Source organism: Allomuricauda sp. CAU 1633, from assembly GCF_017313225.1.
Classification (GTDB): domain Bacteria; phylum Bacteroidota; class Bacteroidia; order Flavobacteriales; family Flavobacteriaceae; genus Flagellimonas.
Window position 1 is genome coordinate 581,107 of the sequence record NZ_JAFLNE010000002.1, and the last position, 17,945, is coordinate 599,051.

Here is a 17,945-nt window from a genome sequence, read left to right on the forward strand (position 1 = left end):
CAAATGAAATGGAACATCATGTCAATGAAATACAGATCAGTTACCGGGAAAAACTAAGCACCCTCAAATCACTTTCCATAACCAATTCCAAGGATGTGGCTGAGCTTCTCTTCAAAAATTGGGATTCCGATACCATCGGTTTGAACGAATGCTTTAAAATCCTTTTGCTCAACCAATCCAACAAAGTCAAAGGAATATACCCGCTCTCCATTGGGGGTATCACGGGAACCTTGGTAGATATGCGCATCCTTTTTGCCATTGTCCTAAAGACCCTTTCCGTTGGGATCATCTTGGCGCATAACCATCCATCTGGCAAGTTGAAGGCAAGCACACAGGATATACAATTGACCCAAAAAATCCAACAAGCGGCCCTGCTGTTCGATGTTAAGGTTCTAGACCATATCATCCTTGCACCCGATGGCCGATACTACAGTTTTTCAGATAACGGATTGTTATAGTGTGTTGGACGATAATGGGACAAACTATTGCTTTGGAACAAGCAAAGGACAACAAAGGAACCCAATCAATATGATTGGGTTTTCCTATGCTCAATTACTAAGTTTTTCTATCTTTAGCTTGTTGCTGAATGGCAATTAAAATATACGGCGATTCAATTTGACTTTCCTTTTGTCCGTATTCTTCGATTTGGCTTTTCGTAAAAATGCAACGGGTTTTTTTAACCTGGTTGTGCGATTCATTTTTGTGCTTCCGCACAAAAAGGAGAAGCAAGAGGATAGCGTGCTGGCGCAGCGCTACCGATCATATTTGCTCCGCAAGGTCCCTGTTTATAGGGGTTTTGTGGGATTTTTAGAATAAGGGCCTTGGGCATTTTTAGCGTAAAAATGCGCTGGGGCCAGTAAAACCAAGGAATTTTTAAGCTAAAAATGGACAAAGGATACGAAAAGGAACCATTTCGGACCGTGTGCATCAAGATATCGGTGCTCCAAAAATTCAAGGGCTTTTCCAAACGACAGGGGAAGTCCCATTCCATGACCCTATTGGCCATGGTGGAGTTTTTTGAATACAATGGGATCTCTCCCAACGAACGAATGCACGAGACGATCGCAAGTCTCAAATATTTGATAAAACGTAGGTTCAATGCCATGGTGGCCATTATGCGCAGTATAGAAAAGGAACAGACCCTGCCCACGGTCAGTATGATCCAGGCCCTCTTTGAGCAGGAACTGGAACCGGAAGAGGGTGATGAATGGGAAGGGGACTTTGAGTTTTTTGAAAAGCAATTGACTGAGATCAACACCCCGACCAATCCCGAACTCTTGGACAAAGAGACCACGGTGCCCAAGATCGTGCATGAACGGTTGAAGGAACAACTGGAGGAACTTAAAACTGATTTTGGCCATGTATTGGACCATGTTTCCGTGGCCAAGAACCACTTTGGAAAGGACCACCTCAAACTGGATCTCAAACTAGGGGCCATCGAAAAATACCGCACAAAACTCAAAAATATATAAACATGTACATCGCCATCACACGCCAACACTTGGGAGACAATTACCATGGTAGTTCCCGGGACTTGGTCAATTATCTGGAAAAGGAGAACGAAGGAAAAGCTCCAGAAGACCAAGAACTGTTCTTCAACCAAACGGAAAACAATATCGATACGGAGCGTGTCATTACCGAGATCGATGCCAATACGTCCAAATTGTCCAAACGAGACCCCAAGTTCTATTCCATAATGGTCAGTCCCTCCCAAGCCGAGCTCAACCATATCGGAAACGACCCCGAAAAACTGAAACAGTATACCCGGGAACTGATGAAGACCTATGCGGCCTCGTTTTATCGGGACAAGGAAGTGACGGTAAAAGATGTGCTATATTTTGCAAAATTGGAGCGGGAACGTACCTATTCCGAAAAAGACAAAAAAGTCAAGGAGAACCAAGTCTATGCCAGTAAGATATTGGAACTGCAACACCAGATCAGGGCCATCAAGGAGGGTAGGGAGCAAGGGAATGTGGCCAAATTTCAAGAAAGGATAAATGCTCTGGAAATAGAAGCACCCCATAAACTCAATGGCAAGCGCATCGTTCCCGGGATGGCCAAGGAAGGTCACCAGAGCCATATCCATATTATCGTAAGCCGAAAGGATGTGACCAATTCCCAAAGCCTTTCCCCGGGCTCCAAGTTCCGAACTTCGGAAACAGTGCTTAACGGCGAAAAAGTGAAACAGGGGTTTGACCGGGACAAGTTCTATCGAGCTTCGGAGAAGACCTTTGATAAACAATTTGCCTACAGAAGGAACTTTGTGGAGACCTACCATGCCCGAAACCTCATGGACAAGGACCCCAAACAATTCTTTGCGGCCCTCTTGGGGCTTCCTGCCAATGAGAAACAGGCTGCCAGACAATTGTTGTTCAAGGCAGGGGTAAAAGTGTCCAGTATTCCTGTCAACAAGGCACAGTTGGCCTATAAGGCCATGATGAAACTGAAAAAAGCAATCGGAAAGGCCATGGAATCGGGATCTATTGGAATTTAAAAAACAGTTTTATGGAAAATTTAGGGTGGGTCTGGATAGTAGCTTTTTTGGCAATCGGAGGGGTTATTTCCATTGTGGTCAATCGATACCTCAAATATGGGTTTGTTATTTGGACTTTGGTGATTGTGATATCGATCTTGGTCGATAATTTGATTTTTGGACGTGATGGTTTTTTAAAAGATGCATTGATCCTGTGGTTGCCCATGCTATTTGTGCATGTGGTGATTTATGGTCTGGTGGACCACTACAAATTGGATAAGAATCCTTCCAAGGTCTTTGAAGTGAAAATGAAGGTAAGGGGCAGGTCCTTGGTATTGGGGAATATTCGGCGTGGTGTATCGGTGATGGCCTCAGCAGGGAGTGGAAAGACCGAAAGTGTCATCTATACTTTTTTGAAGCATTTTCAGAAGGAGAATTTCTCTGGGGTCATCCACGACTATAAGGATTTTGAGATCACCGAAATGGCCTGTCCCTTATGGGAACGGGAACAAATACCTTTTAAGATCGTTTCCTTTGGTCCGATCTATAACCGGGTGAATCCAATTGCCCCCAAATATTTGCCCGATGAGGAAAGTGTGCATGAGGTGTCCCGGGTGCTACTGGAGAACTTGATGGAGCATCGGGACTCTGATGAGAACAGTACGTCCAGGTTCTTTAAGGATGCAGCTGAAGGTTTGGTCAGTGGGTTGATTTGGCGATTGAAGACCGATTATCCACACTATTGTACCTTGCCCCATTTGATGGCCGTATTCCAACAATTGGCCACGAAGAGCTTGATCAAGTTTTTAAGGGGGAATATTACGTCCCGGGCCATGGCCGATGCCTTTATAAGTGGTATTGGATCAGAACGACAAACGGCAGGGGTGCTAAGTACCTTGGCCAATGGGTTCAAAAAGATCAGTACCCGGAAGATTTTTATGGTGCTATCAAAGGATGAGATTTCCTTGGATATCAATAATGAAGACAACCCATCTGTGATGGCCTTGGTTAACAATCCCCAAAAGGATGCTTCCCTTTCCCCGGTGATCGCTACGATCATCCATACGATTTCCAAACAGATGAGCCAACGGAACCGGAAACCTTCTTTTATGTTATTGGAAGAAGCCTCGACCTTACGGCTGTTGAACATGCACCGCATCCCGGCCACCTTGCGGAGCTATGACATTGTGAGTGTCTATGTGTTACAGGATAAGATCCAGAATGATATGATGTACGGGGAAAAGGCCAGTAAAGCAATACTGTCTAATTTATCGTACCAATTCTTTGGGAAGGTCAATGACCCGGACACGGCTAGATACTATGAGCGGTTTTTTGAGTTGGTCAAGATACCCACTAGGAGCGTGAGCAAGAGTTCGGGATTAAACTTGGAGCGGCGGATCACGGAAGGGGAGAAGGAGGTGTCCAAACGCAGGGCCGAAGTGTTCTTTCGGTTGAAACAGGGGGAGTTTGTGGTATTTGCCGATGGGCGGGACCGGAAGGTCCGGTTTCCAAGGCCGGAAATTGAAAGGAGTTTGCCTGAGCCTTTGGGGATTTCAGAGTTGGAATTGGAGCAACATTACCTGAAAGTGCATCATGATATTGGGACTATTTTTAAGTGAATAGGAAGGTTAATTGTGTTTTTAAATTATACATTATGCTTTGAAAGTGTAAAAAATCAATTGAGATATTCCCTGTTTAATGGCATTAGCAAAAAATGTTTTAACCTTTTTTAAATAAGTGTTCGGTAGTATAATAAATTGTTTGATCAAATCTTCTTTCTGGGCTTAGATTTTTTTCACCTCCATTAAGGATTATGTCTTTTAGCACAGAAGGAGGTAAGATTGGATTAAATCTTCTAGCGGATTTCATATAATTGCGAGTGACCTTTCCGCTTAAAGCAAATTCTTTGTCACTTTGAAGTCCAAAAGTCATTTGGGCATAGATGTTTTCAATATTTGTTTTGCCGCCTCTTGAAATTTCATACAGTATTCTTGCTAATCTTGCGGAACTTCTTAAATACCTATTTAAATCTTTTTTTGAGTTTTCTGAACGGTCAATAAAAGTTCTACATAAGGCAAAGTCACTCCAAACAAAAATATCAAATGCGCTATCACTGAGGATTGGTGACTGTCCTTGGGTTTTCCATATTGGTTGTAATAAGAACGGTTTTTGCTTTACATAAAAGTCTTTTTGAAAATTATTAATTGTATCAAGTAGTTCTTTTTGATGCGAATATATTTCTACTTTATTATCCCAATGTTGAATACTTGAACACACGGGCTCAAATATTTCTCGTATTCTTACAAAATCTGACTCGCAGGAAGAAGCCATTCCTAGGGCGCAATAGGAAGTTGTGGCAGGTCTAATAACAAGTTCCGAGCCCCAATTTTCTTCTTTTTCCTTATATGTAGTTGAGTCGGGAATCACCGTTAGTTTAACTTCTAAAGGCCGGCACCATTTATCTTTATCCTTAATTACTAAATCTATACCTTTTATATCATCAAAAGCATATTTCTGGTAAGGATCATATTTGGATTCAAAGTTAAAGGTAATTTCAGATGAAGGTTTTGTTGTATTGAATAACCTGTCAATTGAAATTTCATCTGCTACAACATTTAAATTTTCATCCAATTTAAGATAAACAGCCTTTAACATCTTTTCCCTCATATAGCATGCGAGGGAAGCAGGAAAAGAAGAATTGAACTGATTCTTTCCCCATAGGTCCTTTCCTTTTCTATTAGAGTTATGTATGCCGAATAATGATGGTTTGTCCATAAAATGTTGACGTCAATATTTTGACGTCTAATTTTTTACAACTATTTTAGCAAATGTAAGTTTTCTAGAATAAAGATTAATAAATATGAGAACCATCGATTTGTTTGCCGGCTGTGGAGGTTTATCCCTCGGATTTCAAAATTCAGGTTTTGAAATTTTAAGGGCTTATGACAATTGGGACAAGGCGGTTGAATGTTATTCTGGAAATTTTGATCATGAAATCTACCAGCAAGACTTAAATGATGTGAATCAATTGATAGACAACTTGAAGCATATTCAAGTTGATATTATCATAGGTGGACCTCCTTGTCAAGATTTTTCTCATGCAGGTAAACGAAGTGAAGGTGCTAGAGCTGGGTTAACTCAATCATTTTCTGAAGTAATTTCTTCTGTTAGACCCAATTGGTATGTAATGGAAAATGTTGATAGGGCCGTCAAAAGCCAATCCTATAAATCTGCGAGAAAAAAGTTTAAAGAATCAGGTTATGGTATAACAGAAATTGTTCTTGATGCAAGTTATTGTGGTGTTCCGCAAAAAAGAAAGAGATTTTTTTCCATAGGAAAGTTGGATGAGAGGGACGGTTTTTTATCAGAAAGAATAAAATTATCTCAAAGTACAACGCCTATGTCTATACGAGACTATTTTGGTAATTCTTTGGGTTTCGAATACTATTACCGCCACCCAAGAAATTACAATCGTCGAGGGGTTTTCTCCATTGATGAGCCTGCACCAACGATGAGAGGTGTAAATAGACCGATCCCTGCAGGATATCCTGGACATGCAGGGGACCCTGTTGATATCAATGACGGTGTTAGGTCATTGACTTATCAGGAGAGGGCGTTGATCCAGACCTTCCCAAAGAATTTTAAATGGGTGGGAAGTAAAACCGCTATTGAACAAATGATTGGCAATGCTGTTCCAGTGAATTTGGCTGCTTTTGTTAGTAGAATAATAAGAGACTATCAAATTGAAGAATGGAGATTAATAGAAGAGGGGAGTTTAGCCGTGAATTTTTGAAATGGCTACAAGAAAAAAAAGCCCTCAAGAAACGTTCCTCACAGGATGTTATTTCACATTTAATCAGGGCAAGTAAATTTATCAATTTGTTTCAGAGTGAACTAAATGGAGAGGATTTGGTATACCTTTTAGGTAAAAATGCTGAATTTGTTACATTGAGCTCCGGTGTTAAATCTCATTTGAGAAGATCAATAAGGCTTTTTTGCGAGTTTAGAGAGTATTTTACAAAGGCAAATTCTCCAAAACTTTTTTGATAGATTAAACTTTTAGAGCGAAGGCTTACCACTTATGTAATGTACCAATAAGAATTTGGTGAACTTTAAGGCAGTTAATTTATTGTGCCCTTTGGGTTTGCGGCTTTGATGTTCCTATATTTTTCCTCAAGAATTGATTTTTCCGGCCAAAAGTCTTTTGGTGAACAATTTAAGGCCGTGGCTATTAAATTCAAGTGAACTATGTTGTACTTTGCTTTTTTTGATGGAGCTTCAATTTGTGAAATAAAGCCAATATTTTTTCCGATGGCTAAAGACAATTCTTCTTGGGTTATCCTCTTAGCCTCCCTTATATCTCTAACTTGAGATATAATATATCTTTCTATTTCATCCAAAGAATCATGCATTCATCAAATTGAAACAAAATCCAAAAGAAAAATTATGTACTATAGTACATAATGAATAAAATTGTTATATTCGTCACTATAAATTTATATTGCGATTCTTCGTATAGATAATATTTGAAGCTATCGCTTTGAATCTCGCTTTTGAAAACTGGTAAATTTTAAGTACACGAGACGATAAGCAGATTGGCTCACGACCCGGGCGTGGGCTCTCTTATTCGTGTACGGGTATACCAGTACCTCAAAGGCGATAAGTTGAGTTTTCACGCCCAACTTATTTCTTGGCGTTAGTTTTCTTTTAGTTATTCTTTTTCGATGTGTCGCTGACCTTAATTTGGTTATGGGAAACATTTGGCAATTCTTTTATGTAGGTTTCACTCCGTGCTTTTGTCCTGTTTTTGGGACATCGCATTCGGTGTTCGATATCCTATTCAAGAAAAAGCCCAAGAATCCCATTTGATTCAATCTTTGGCTATAGTTATGGGATACACGCTGCACTTTTCTCGGTTTATCGATATTCTTTTGTCCCATAGCTGACACATCCATTTTGGGGTATCCAGCCCTAACACAGATTCATAGTCTTTTCAAAAGGAATCCAATTTCCAAGGGCTTTTGCTGCTTGGACAGGGCGGCCTTTGTCCGAACCTTGATCCTTTAGGGAAGTTACGATTTTGTTGTGATTTCCAGCAAGAAAGCATAAAAAACCCTGGACAGGGTAGTAGATGTCCAGGGGGATTCAATTAAAACTAACGCTTTAATCAAACGAACTCAAAATTATGAAGAAATCATTGAAACTTTTAGGTAGGAAACCGTTGTTCCTGCTCTTTTATCTTTTTTTATCGAGCCTGTCCATGGAGCATCTGATAGCAGGCAACCCCTTGGAGCCACCCCAGGCCATGGTCACTGGAAAGGTTACGGATATTGGGGGATTACCACTTACAGGGGTCAATGTCAGGGTGGAGTCCAAGAATATAGGGGCCATTACTGGACTGGACGGTACCTATTCCATTGATGCCGATGGCAGTGATGTGCTGATCTTCTCCATAGTGGGGTTCAAGTCATTGCCCATGCCCATTAATGGAAGGGATGTGATCGATGTAACCATGGAAGAGAGTGTGACCGCATTGGGAGAAGTGGTACTCAATGCAGGTTATTACACGGTTTCTGGGAGGGAACGTACCGGTAGTATCGAAAAGGTCACCACAGTGGACATTGAAAAACAGTCCATTTCCAATCCTTTGGCCGCCCTTCAAGGTCGTATGGTCGGGGTGGAGATACAGCAAACCTCGGGTTTGCCAGGGGCCAATTTCAGTATCCAGATCAGGGGAAGGAACAGTATCCGGACCGGGGGGAGTGAACCCCTGTACATTGTCGATGGGATGCCATATGCGTCGGAATCCCTAGGGGAACAACAGGCTTCCCTTTCCTTGCCAGGTAGGGGGATCAGTCCCCTGAACAACATCAATCCAAATGACATCGAGAGCATTGAGGTGCTCAAGGATGCCGATGCAACGGCCATTTATGGTTCCCGTGGGGCGAACGGGGTGGTGCTTATCACCACCAAGACGGGAAAAGTTGGGAAGACCAAGGTCGAGCTCAAAGTAAACACGGGGCTTGGTAAGGTCTTTCGAACCATGGACCTCTTGGATACAAGGGAATATCTGGCCATGCGGAGGGAAGCCTATGCCAATGATGGGATATCCGATTACCCGAGCAATGCCTTTGATGTGAACGGGACTTGGGATTCTGACCGCTACACCGATTGGCAACGGAAGTTTTTTGGCAGGACTTCATTTTTGACCAATTTCCAGGCATCCGTATCAGGTGGCGATCAATACACGACGTTCCTGATCAGTGGGAACTATTATACGCAGACCAGTGTGTTGCCCAAGGATTACCGGAATGAAAAGGTATCCGGTCTTGCCAATATTAGGCACCGCACCGTAGGTGGTAGGTTGTCGTTGCAGCTATCCACGCAGTTTGTGGCCAATGTGAACAATCTGCCCGGAGATGCCTCCTTGGTACGCCAGGCCTTTTCCCTTGCCCCCAATGCACCGGACCTCTACAATGGGGACGGTTCACTGAACTGGGAGAATTCCACATGGGTCAATCCCGTCGCTGTTCTGGAGCGTGACTATAGGTCCAATGCCTCCACCCTGATCAGCAACCTCAAAGTGGACTATCAGCTGTTCGGCCCATTGGCATTTAAGGCCAATTTGGGCTATACGGAGAACCATCTCAAGGAGATTAACACGACCCCTTCCACAATATATGACCCCATATACGGGGTAGGACCGCAATATTCAAGTGCCGTCCACAATACAGGGAAACGGACATCATGGATCGTGGAACCACAGCTCCATTTGGACCTTTCCCTTGGCTCCACACAACTGGATGCCCTGGCCGGGGCATCATTTCAGGAGAGCAGAAGCAATAGGCTGTCCATCAGGGCCTCCAACTTTAGTAGCAATGACCTGATTGAGAACCTGACTGCTGCCAGCAGTTTTTTCCCCTATGCCGATGTACAGGACCAATATCGGTACCAAGCCGTTTTTGGTCGAGTCAACCTCAATCATTTAGGACGGTATATCCTCAACCTGACCGGCCGGAGGGACGGGTCAAGTCGTTTTGGGCCCAATAGGCGCTTTGCCAATTTCGGGGCCGTGGGGCTTGCATGGCTGTTCTCAGAGGAAGGGTTCATCGCCAATGCCCTGCCGTTTTTGAGCCATGGGAAGCTCAGGGCGAGCCATGGTTCATCGGGCAATGACCAGATCGGGAACTATCAATACCTCGATACCTATTCCTTTGGCAGTGCACAGTACCAGAATGTCATCGGGATCTATCCCACTCGGCTCTTTAATCCTGATTTCAGTTGGGAGACCAATAAAAAGTCGGAGGTGTCCCTTGAACTGGGATTTTGGAATGATCGTTTGTCCCTGAGCGGTAGCTATTACAGGAACCGTTCCTCCAACCAATTGGTGGGCATCCCCTTGCCAGGGACCACTGGTTTCGGTTCGGTCAATGCCAATCTGGGGGCCACAGTGGAAAATACGGGATGGGAACTGGGACTGACCATGGTCAACATCCAAAATGGAGACTTTCTATGGACCACAGGGCTGAACCTGACCATTCCCAAAAACAGGCTGGTGGCCTTTCCCGATCTAGAGGAATCCACCTATGCCAACCAGTTGGTGGTGGGAAGTCCGCTTAACATCAACAAGGTATACAGGCTCAATGGGGTGGATCCCGAGTCCGGACTGTTCACTTTTGAGGATTTCAATGGGGACGGTATGATCAGCGCACTGGAGGACCGAGAGGTGGTCAAACGACTGGACCCCAAGTTTTATGGTGGTCTGGACAATCACATTGGAACAGATCGGTTCTCTTTTGATGTTCTGTTCCAGTTCACCAAACAAATGGGTTGGAACTTTTGGTCCTCGGCCCCAATCGTAGGGGGCGGCACCAACCAGCCCATCGAAGTATTGGCCCGATGGCAGGAACCTGGAAATGTAGCTCCCTACCAACGATTTTCATCGGGCAGTGATTCCATGGCCAATCAGGTCTTCAGGACATTTGCCCAGAGCGATGCGACCATAAGTGATGCCTCCTACATTCGGTTGCAGAACGTATCGGTATCCTACCGGTTGGCCGATGGGCAAAGGGATGGTTTTGGATGTGAACTGTTTCTCCGGGGGCAGAACCTATGGACGATCACCGATTATCTTGGGTTGGACCCGGAGACACGCAACAAACAGACCGTACCCACCTTGCGCATCCTTTCATTAGGGACACGTTTAACCTTTTAAAATGACACATTATGAAATTTAGTTATAAAGAATTGATTATGTGCAGGGTGTTGCAACTAGGTCTTTTGGCCATGCTCACCTGTGCGCTTTCCTGTGAAAAATATTTGGAAATAGATCCACCGAACCATCAACTGATAGGGGAGGTGGTGTTCCAGGACGGTTCGACCGTTGAGGCCGCTTTTGCCCATATTTATGCGGAAATGAGGGACTATTCACCCGTCTCGGGCGATATTTCCGGTATATCCTATGTCATGGGGCTTTATGCCGATGAATATGATCATTTCAGTGAGTACCAACAGAGTGCCCGGAGTTTTTATGACAATGCCGTTCTACCATCGAACACTACCGTACTCAGCCTTTGGAATTCCAGTTATGGGCTTATTTATGCCGTCAACAGGATATTGGAGGGCGTGGGCTCTTCCACATCCCTGTCCCAGGTCGAAAAGGACCGGTTCATGGGGGAGGCCTATTTTTTGAGGGCATTTCTGCACTTCCATTTGGTCAACCTCTTTGGGGATGTCCCATATCTGGATTCCACGGATTATCGGGTGAACCAGGATGTCTCTAGAATGGATACGGAATCGGTGTACCAAAGGCTCGTGTCGGATCTGACCTTGGCCAATGAACTGATGTCGACATCGGCTGATGATGCACTGCACTTTCGCCCAGATCCTTGGGTGGCCAGTGCACTCTTGGCACGGGTGTACCTCTATAGGGGTGATTGGGCCTTGGCCTTGGAAGAATCCATTGGGGTCATTGCGAGCAGTGGCCGTTCCTTGGAAGCGGAATTGGGGTCGGTCTTTAAAAAGGGGAGTGCCGAGACCCTATGGCAGTTGGATCCCGGGACCCAGGGGTACAATACCGTGGAGGCCTATACCCTTGTCATCCTCAGTTCCCCGCCCGCGAACATTGCCTTGGCCCAACCGCTATTGGACAGTTTTGAGGAAGGGGACCAGCGCTTGGTTGATTGGGTCGGTTCCTTCTCCGATGGAACGGATACCTGGCTTTTTCCCAATAAGTACAAGCTTTATAATGCCACGGCCGAAACGGAGGAATGCTCCATACTTTTTAGGTTGTCGGAACTGTATTTGATCGCAGCGGAGTCCAGTGCCCAACTGGGGGAGCTTGACCAGGCCCTTGGGTACCTCAATGCGGTCCGTGCCCGTGCCTCGCTTCCATTGCTCCCGGATATGGGACAAGAGGAGGTCTTGGATGCCATTTACCATGAGCGGCGCATTGAACTCTTTTCCGAGTTGGGACATAGGTTCATGGATCTCAAAAGGAGCGGTAGGGCAGACCTTGAACAGGGCATTTCCAAACCAGGGTGGGATGCCACCGATATCGTACTTCCCATACCCGAACAAGAACTCATTAAAAACCCAAACCTATTACCACAGAATGATGGATTTTGAAATACAAAGCGGAATAATTGTGAAACGCTTGAAAGGGAAACAATCTGAAATACGTTTGTTTTTATTTATTATTTGGTTAGCGGCCTGCCCTTTTTTGGGGCAGGCCAATTGTGGGATCAAGGGGACAGTGGAGCAAGGACGACTGGTCTTTGAAGTGCTGGAGGAAGGGCTCGATCTGCCCATGCTCCTTGTACGGCACGGTTCCAGTCAATTACAAGTGGTCTGGTCCCGACAGGGCGATTTCATCGAACTGCGTACAACTTGGATCAATTCCCTTGCGGGCGTACGCATACCCATGTACGGAAACACCCGCATCCGTTCGAACATCCTTGGACGTTATGCCATAATAAGGGAGCGGTCTTCCAAAGACTCCTTTTTTATCGATGTGACCGATCTGTTCCTAAAGGCCGAAATCCCATGGCCCTTTTCCAGCAAGGAAACCGTAATTCCATCCTTGTCCTATATCAAAGGGGTACGGTATTTTGATAATGAGACCATTATTGAGACCACCCGGACGCAGGCCTATAAAGAAAACCGAACGAGCCTTGACATGACCTTCAGCCTATACCGCCTGCCAAAGCCCATGCAACCAAGATTGTTCGACCATAGGATGGCCTATTCATACGAAAATCGATATAATAGTCAAGAAAGCATGCCCCTGACCGCCAAGGGAAGCATTATGCGCTGGCGGTTGGAAAAAAGGGACCAAGGAGCGGAGACCAGCGTACCTGTTGAGCCCATCGTATTTTATTTGGACCCCAAGATCCCTGAAAAATGGAAACCGTATGTTAGGGCAGGGGTGTATGAATGGCTGCCTGCTTTTGAAAGGGCGGGGTTCAGCAATGCCATAGAGGTAAGGGATGTACCCAAGGGGGATAAGGATTTTTCGCGTACCAGCTTGAACCGGTCCATGATTCGTTGGAAGGTCCTTGAGGATGTGCGTGGCAGTGAAGTTGGCGGTTCCACTATATGGGCCGTTACCGACTATCGCAGCGGGGAGATCATAAAAGCGGATATCTTGTTGGGCATGGACATCAACGACAAGAGTGACGAATATTTTGTCCGCTGTGCACCCTTGGACAAGCGGGCACAGGCCTATCCTTTTCCTGATGACCTTTTAGGGTCGCTCATCCAATCCACAACGGCGCATGAGGCGGGACATGCCTTTGGGATCCGTGATGCCAATTTTGGGGAGTTCGCCTATCCGCTTGAAAGGGTAAGGGATATTGAATGGTTGAAAACAATGGGGCATACCCCGAGTATCATGAATTATTCCCGACACCACCATATTGTACAGCCCGGGGACAGTGTGCCGCCCTCCCTGTTACTACAACGGGTGGGCCCCTTGGACAGGTATTATATCCAATGGGGCTATCAGCCTTTTCCACAGGCGGACGGGCCGGAAGAGGAACTACCCTTTTTGGAGCCTTTGGTACGGCAACAGGACTCCCTTCCATGGTATCGGTACAACTCTAGGCTTTTTGAATTTCTTGGCCCAGGTAGTGCGGAGGAGGTCTCCGATAATGATGATCCCATCGGGAGTACCCTGCTTGGCCTTAAAAACCTGGAACGAGTCATGGGTTTGATTCCCAGTGCCAATCAAGATAAGAGGGACGACCAACTGGTAAAGCGGCTCCATAGGAAAACCCTGGATTTTTGGTACAAGCAGATGCGCCGGGTCCTTTCAATGATTGGGGGCTATGCCATCCAGAACAGATCGGGTGCGCAGAAAGGAGCTATATACTCAGCGATTCCCATGGTGGATCAAAAGAAGGCCTTGGCATTTCTGTTGGACCATGCCTTTGAAGTCCCGAAGTGGTTGGCCGAACCTGATTTTCAGAAAAAGTATGGTTATTCCACCAATGCGGATTACCTGTTGAACCGACAGCACACGTTGTTGGAGGAATTCATGGATGCACTCCGTATGAAACGCTTGGAATATACGGAGGAGTCCATCCTTGGGGAAGCCGTCGTCCAACCCTTGCTTTCTGACCTGCGGGCGGGGCTTTTTAGGGAGCTTGACATACGGTCGCCGATTGTGGATCGACGGAGACAATGTCTGCAAGGGGCCTATCTCTCCCTGTTGGTGGAAGGGGTTTCTCAAGGCAATTATTACAGTAAACAAGGGATGGGGAACACCAATATGATTTATTCCGATTATTCCAAGAGTGTGATGTTTTCTGAGCTTATGGCCTTAAGGGTATCCTTGCACGATGCATATGACCGCACATCGGACACCAATACATTGGGGCATATTCGGATGTGTCTGTTGGAATTGGAAAAAATGGGGCTGCCCTGAGTGGAATGTAAAAGGAGCTTCAAAAGAAGCTCCTTTTTTTGACCTAAAGATAGTCTCTCTTTAACTCGGTGTGGCACGATGTCCCATCCTTGAAACGAAAATAGGTGTCATTCCCAATGGTACAGGAATATTCCCCATTTGCCTTACATTGGACTTGCACCTCGTTACAGGGCTCGGAAGGATTGGTGTTTGGGACATAACCAGGAATGAAGGCATTATCCTCATTCATCGGTTGGTCGATGGCCGTAAAGGCACTGGCAACAATGGCAAAGACAATGGCCATGGCCGGAATTAAAAACTTGATCGCTCTTGTTTTCATAATAGTAATATTTAAATGTTATGATCTACTCTGTTCACGGGTTTTCGATCTTTCCCCCACTACTGGCCAGTAGGATTTTTATTTTTCGTGGTCAGGGTTCCCTGTTGATTTGGTAAAATAGGCATCGACCAATTGATATATGGAGAGGTGGCGTCCCATCAAGGCCACCAGATGATCACCGAACAATTTGAATTCCTTTAGGCGTTGTCCCTCGACATGATGGATGTAAAAACTGAATGCATAGGTGCCTTCTTTCCAATCGTACACATCGATGATGGAGGCCTCATCCAACATGTCCGTGGGTTCATTCTTGCCTAGACGGTTGGAGTGTATCATAAGGTACCGGTCATATAGTGCGGTTTCCAAATTGATGAACAAGGGTGGGGCGGACATTTCTGTGGTTCCCTTTTCCGATAGGGAGGTCAGTTTGATCTGGGGCTCTTGTACGGTGTCGATGGTGCTGCGCTTTTGGAGGGTGTGGAGCCGATCGTCCAAGATCAGATATTGGTTCCGATAGAAATATACATAACCGATATGTCGCTGGTCAGGAGTAATGGTAAAAGCACCGTCCACATCAAAGATCCCATCCAGTTTTCTCTCGAGTATGTCAGGGTGGAGGGTTACCGTGAGACTGTCGTCCCTTTCCATGAGCCCGAGTACGGACCTTCCTGTTTTGGCACTTATGGACCTGATGGCAATACGGTTGCTGTCGATGGCTTGGGCCTTTGAAAAATACGCCCGGTCCTTGGCCCATACCGTGGCCTGCCAGTTGTCGGTACTGCCCCGTAGGATCATTGGGGTGATTCCATCCAAGGCAAAGAAATAGGGGGGTAGGACCTGAATGTTCAGTATTTTGGTGCGCACGGAGTCCAAATCGGTTTCCAGGCTCAGTTCGATGTGTGTGGTGTCCCTGTCCCCTAACCGGATACGAAGCAGGTGCAGGGGCGCGGTACTGTTCCCGAGGTAGAGTATGTCCTTATCAATTCCCGCAATGTAATACGAATTGTACCCAAGGTCAAGGTCATAAGATTTGATGACGGGATGGGGCGGGTACCTTCGTGTAAAGGCATTGTTGCGGTGTACCTGTTTTTCGGAGGCAAGAAAAAGAAGGATGACCACTGCTATACTTACGCTTAGGGTTCCAAAGAGTTTGAAGTATATGGGTTTTGTGCTCATGATCGACTGGTTTTTGAGGTTGACTTTGTTCCTGTGGCAAGAATGGCCGATAAGGCCATAAGGATGAAGAACAGGTTGAAGGCGATGTGCTCCGTCCAGCCCAGATCCTCAAGGACGCCACCACAGGAACAGGGAACATAGTCACTGAAGTTGAGCACCAAGATGATATAGGTGGTGAACATGGTCATAAGGCCAAGGGTGGCATATAGTGCCTTTAACCTTGTGGTCTCCCACAGTAATAGGAAGGCCAAGATATATTCCGTAACGGGAACGTGCCAGGCCACCCAGTCCGCATAGGCCGTCAGAACCGGGGACTGTCCCAGTTGTATTTTGAACTGTCGAAAGTCCCACAGTTTACTGGTGGCCGCATAGATGAACAAAATGACATAGAGTATACTGACCGAGTAGGGCAACCAGATCATGATGTATTTTGAACCTTTCATATCTTTTGTATCGATATGGCAAAGTTCGGGGGTCGGATTTATTTGTAAGGGAGTTTTGCTTGTCCCAGAGGGAGTAAATGGGAACTATCGGGAGGTTTCCCTTAATTCACTTGGGGACAGCCCGTACTTGTCCTTGAAGGCCCGGGAAAAATGGGCCGGGCTCTTGAATCCCGTCATATGGGCAATCTGCTTCAGGGAAAGGTCACTGTGCTGGATCAATGTCCTGGTCTTTCGCAGGCGTTCCTGGACCAGGCACCGGAATATGGTGATGCCGTAAAGCTGTTTGAAGCCATATTTCAATTTATACTCATTGGTCCCCATTTGTAGGGCCAGGTCCTTCAACTGCGGTAGATCTTTCTCGAGGTTGTTGAGGATCATATCATGGACATCCCTGATCATTTGGATGTCCCTTGGGCCCAAGATCACCTTGGGCTCCTTGATGCCCTTGGTCAGCTTCATCGTTTTTTTGGGTCGCCCCGTTTCAAAGGGTTCCCCTTTGGAAAAGAATACGGTGTTCAACAGGATTTTTCGGCCTGCCCCATCAAGGGATTTGAAGACCGAGATGTGGCAATCATTGGAAAGCAAGAGGCCCTGGTGGGTCATCAACTCCAAGTGGAGGACCGTTTCAGAACTATCCCTTTTCAAGAGTTTGGACAGCTCTTTGGCCCATTTCTTTCGGGAAATTTCGGTCATCAGATCGGTGAGGCCCTTTCCGATCACGTCCTTGGGCAGACAGGACAGGAGGGAACAGGAACCATTGGTGACCATCTCAATGGTGCCATTGGCATCCATGAGCAGGGAAAGTTGTATGATGCACTGTGGGGTATGGTGTGCATTGGCAAAACCTTGGTGGACAAAGGAGGCCCGGATCTCCTCGTTGACCATGTTGAGCATGACCACCAAGGAGGCGATATTGTCATTCTTTTCCGAAGGCTCAAGGCTATGGAAGAAATTGCCCTTGGCCATTTCCAAGAGCATGTTATGAATTCGTTTTACCCTAAAGTCATCACTGTTTGGCATGCGATTTATGGTTTGTCATTGTAATCATCTTCCACTCCCAAGAAGGCAAGGGCTTCCGATTTATTCGTAAAGGAACGCGTTGGGACACTTTTGGGATGGGTCTCCAAGTAAATGGAACTGATCACATCCGTGATCGGGGGGTCGATCAAAAATGCGATTGTGGTGATCCATTGTGAGCCTTCCAGGGCAAGATAGTCCCTTGCCGGTTTGTTGATGTTGCGTACCTCACGGATATCGCACAGCACGGGCAATTCCCTCCCCTGTTGCAACTGCATCCGGTCCCTGACGATGATCTCGGCGGCCTTGAGGTCGATATGGGATACCTTCTTGTATATGATATGTAACAGCTCATCGGTCAACAGGTAAATGGCATAGTTGTTCTCATGTGTTTTTCTCATCTTTTGAAAACTGGTTAGCATTTTCAATTTACAAAAATAGTGGCAATGGGTTTTTTGTTGGATAGTGATTGCTTGAATGAAAAGGAGTTTTACTTGCCTAAAACGGAATAATGCTTGACTGAAACGGAGTAATATGAATTATCAGTTCATATAATCCGACAATTGCCATTACTTTTTATGATAATTCAAA

Annotated in this window: 16 protein-coding genes; 8 read left to right on the forward strand and 8 right to left on the reverse strand. The window is 45.7% G+C overall.

Going from position 1 to position 17,945, the window contains the following annotated elements:
* Positions 1 to 8: 8 nt before the first annotated feature.
* The 4 genes from J0X14_RS07595 (at position 9) to J0X14_RS07610 (ending at position 4,092) form a co-directional block, all read left to right on the forward strand.
* The gene (locus tag J0X14_RS07595; protein ID WP_207097155.1) at positions 9 to 458 is read left to right on the forward strand and encodes a RadC family protein; all 450 of its coding nucleotides are present in this window, start codon (positions 9 to 11) and stop codon (positions 456 to 458) included.
* Between the two features lie 426 nt (positions 459 to 884).
* A complete protein-coding gene (locus J0X14_RS07600) occupies positions 885 to 1,472 on the forward strand; it encodes a BfmA/BtgA family mobilization protein (RefSeq protein ID WP_207097156.1) in 588 nt (195 codons plus the stop codon).
* A gap of 2 nt (positions 1,473 to 1,474) precedes the next feature.
* Positions 1,475 to 2,494 carry a MobB family relaxase gene (mobB, locus tag J0X14_RS07605; protein ID WP_207097157.1) on the forward strand — a complete coding sequence of 340 codons (1,020 nt, stop codon included), beginning with the start codon at positions 1,475 to 1,477 and terminating at the stop codon, positions 2,492 to 2,494.
* Positions 2,495 to 2,505: 11 nt separating this feature from the next.
* Positions 2,506 to 4,092 (forward strand): type IV secretory system conjugative DNA transfer family protein, encoded by a 1,587-nt coding sequence (locus J0X14_RS07610; RefSeq protein WP_207097158.1) that lies wholly within the window; start codon positions 2,506 to 2,508, stop codon positions 4,090 to 4,092.
* 100 nt (positions 4,093 to 4,192) lie between these two features.
* Here the strand turns inward: J0X14_RS07610 and J0X14_RS07615 are convergent, their stop codons facing one another.
* Positions 4,193 to 5,248, reverse strand: coding sequence for a HindVP family restriction endonuclease (locus tag J0X14_RS07615; protein ID WP_207097159.1), 1,056 nt, complete (start codon positions 5,246 to 5,248; stop codon positions 4,193 to 4,195).
* Positions 5,249 to 5,333: 85 nt separating this feature from the next.
* Here J0X14_RS07615 and J0X14_RS07620 point away from each other — a divergent pair, with 85 nt between their 5' ends.
* Positions 5,334 to 6,266 (forward strand): DNA cytosine methyltransferase, encoded by a 933-nt coding sequence (locus J0X14_RS07620; RefSeq protein WP_207097160.1) that lies wholly within the window; start codon positions 5,334 to 5,336, stop codon positions 6,264 to 6,266.
* Positions 6,267 to 6,594: 328 nt separating this feature from the next.
* Here the strand turns inward: J0X14_RS07620 and J0X14_RS07625 are convergent, their stop codons facing one another.
* A complete protein-coding gene (locus tag J0X14_RS07625) occupies positions 6,595 to 6,885 on the reverse strand; it encodes a helix-turn-helix domain-containing protein (protein WP_207097161.1) in 291 nt (96 codons plus the stop codon).
* A 360-nt stretch (positions 6,886 to 7,245) separates the two neighbouring features.
* Positions 7,246 to 7,413 carry a hypothetical protein gene (locus J0X14_RS07630; RefSeq protein ID WP_207097162.1) on the reverse strand — a complete coding sequence of 56 codons (168 nt, stop codon included), beginning with the start codon at positions 7,411 to 7,413 and terminating at the stop codon, positions 7,246 to 7,248.
* Between the two features lie 245 nt (positions 7,414 to 7,658).
* Between J0X14_RS07630 and J0X14_RS07635 the strand changes: the two genes are divergently transcribed.
* Genes J0X14_RS07635 through J0X14_RS07645 form a run of 3 tightly spaced genes read left to right on the forward strand, consistent with a single transcriptional unit; the run spans position 7,659 to position 14,399 of the window.
* Complete coding sequence (locus J0X14_RS07635; RefSeq protein ID WP_207097163.1) at positions 7,659 to 10,688, forward strand: SusC/RagA family TonB-linked outer membrane protein; 3,030 nt, start codon at positions 7,659 to 7,661, stop codon at positions 10,686 to 10,688.
* 11 nt (positions 10,689 to 10,699) lie between these two features.
* Positions 10,700 to 12,100, forward strand: a complete 1,401-nt coding sequence (locus J0X14_RS07640) for a RagB/SusD family nutrient uptake outer membrane protein (protein WP_207097164.1) — start codon at positions 10,700 to 10,702, stop codon at positions 12,098 to 12,100.
* Positions 12,018 to 14,399, forward strand: a complete 2,382-nt coding sequence (locus J0X14_RS07645; RefSeq protein ID WP_207097165.1) for a zinc-dependent metalloprotease — start codon at positions 12,018 to 12,020, stop codon at positions 14,397 to 14,399. The genes J0X14_RS07640 and J0X14_RS07645 overlap by 83 nt, the downstream gene beginning before the upstream one ends.
* Positions 14,400 to 14,442: 43 nt before the next feature.
* On the opposite strand, the gene J0X14_RS07650 is transcribed toward J0X14_RS07645, so the two are convergent.
* The 5 genes from J0X14_RS07650 to J0X14_RS07670 all read right to left on the reverse strand — a co-directional run bounded on the left by J0X14_RS07650 (position 14,443) and on the right by J0X14_RS07670 (position 17,755).
* A complete protein-coding gene (locus J0X14_RS07650) occupies positions 14,443 to 14,718 on the reverse strand; it encodes a DUF6520 family protein (protein ID WP_207097166.1) in 276 nt (91 codons plus the stop codon).
* Between the two features lie 78 nt (positions 14,719 to 14,796).
* Complete coding sequence (locus tag J0X14_RS07655) at positions 14,797 to 15,894, reverse strand: hypothetical protein (protein ID WP_207097167.1); 1,098 nt, start codon at positions 15,892 to 15,894, stop codon at positions 14,797 to 14,799.
* Positions 15,891 to 16,337 (reverse strand): MauE/DoxX family redox-associated membrane protein, encoded by a 447-nt coding sequence (locus J0X14_RS07660; protein WP_207097168.1) that lies wholly within the window; start codon positions 16,335 to 16,337, stop codon positions 15,891 to 15,893. Before J0X14_RS07660 ends, J0X14_RS07655 begins: the two co-directional genes overlap by 4 nt.
* 84 nt (positions 16,338 to 16,421) lie before the next feature.
* Entirely contained in the window at positions 16,422 to 17,357 is a 936-nt protein-coding gene (locus J0X14_RS07665; RefSeq protein WP_207097169.1) for an AraC family transcriptional regulator, read from the reverse strand.
* A gap of 5 nt (positions 17,358 to 17,362) precedes the next feature.
* Positions 17,363 to 17,755: a hypothetical protein gene (locus J0X14_RS07670; protein WP_207097170.1), complete on the reverse strand. Its 393-nt coding sequence runs from the start codon at positions 17,753 to 17,755 to the stop codon at positions 17,363 to 17,365.
* Positions 17,756 to 17,945: the final 190 nt, after the last annotated feature.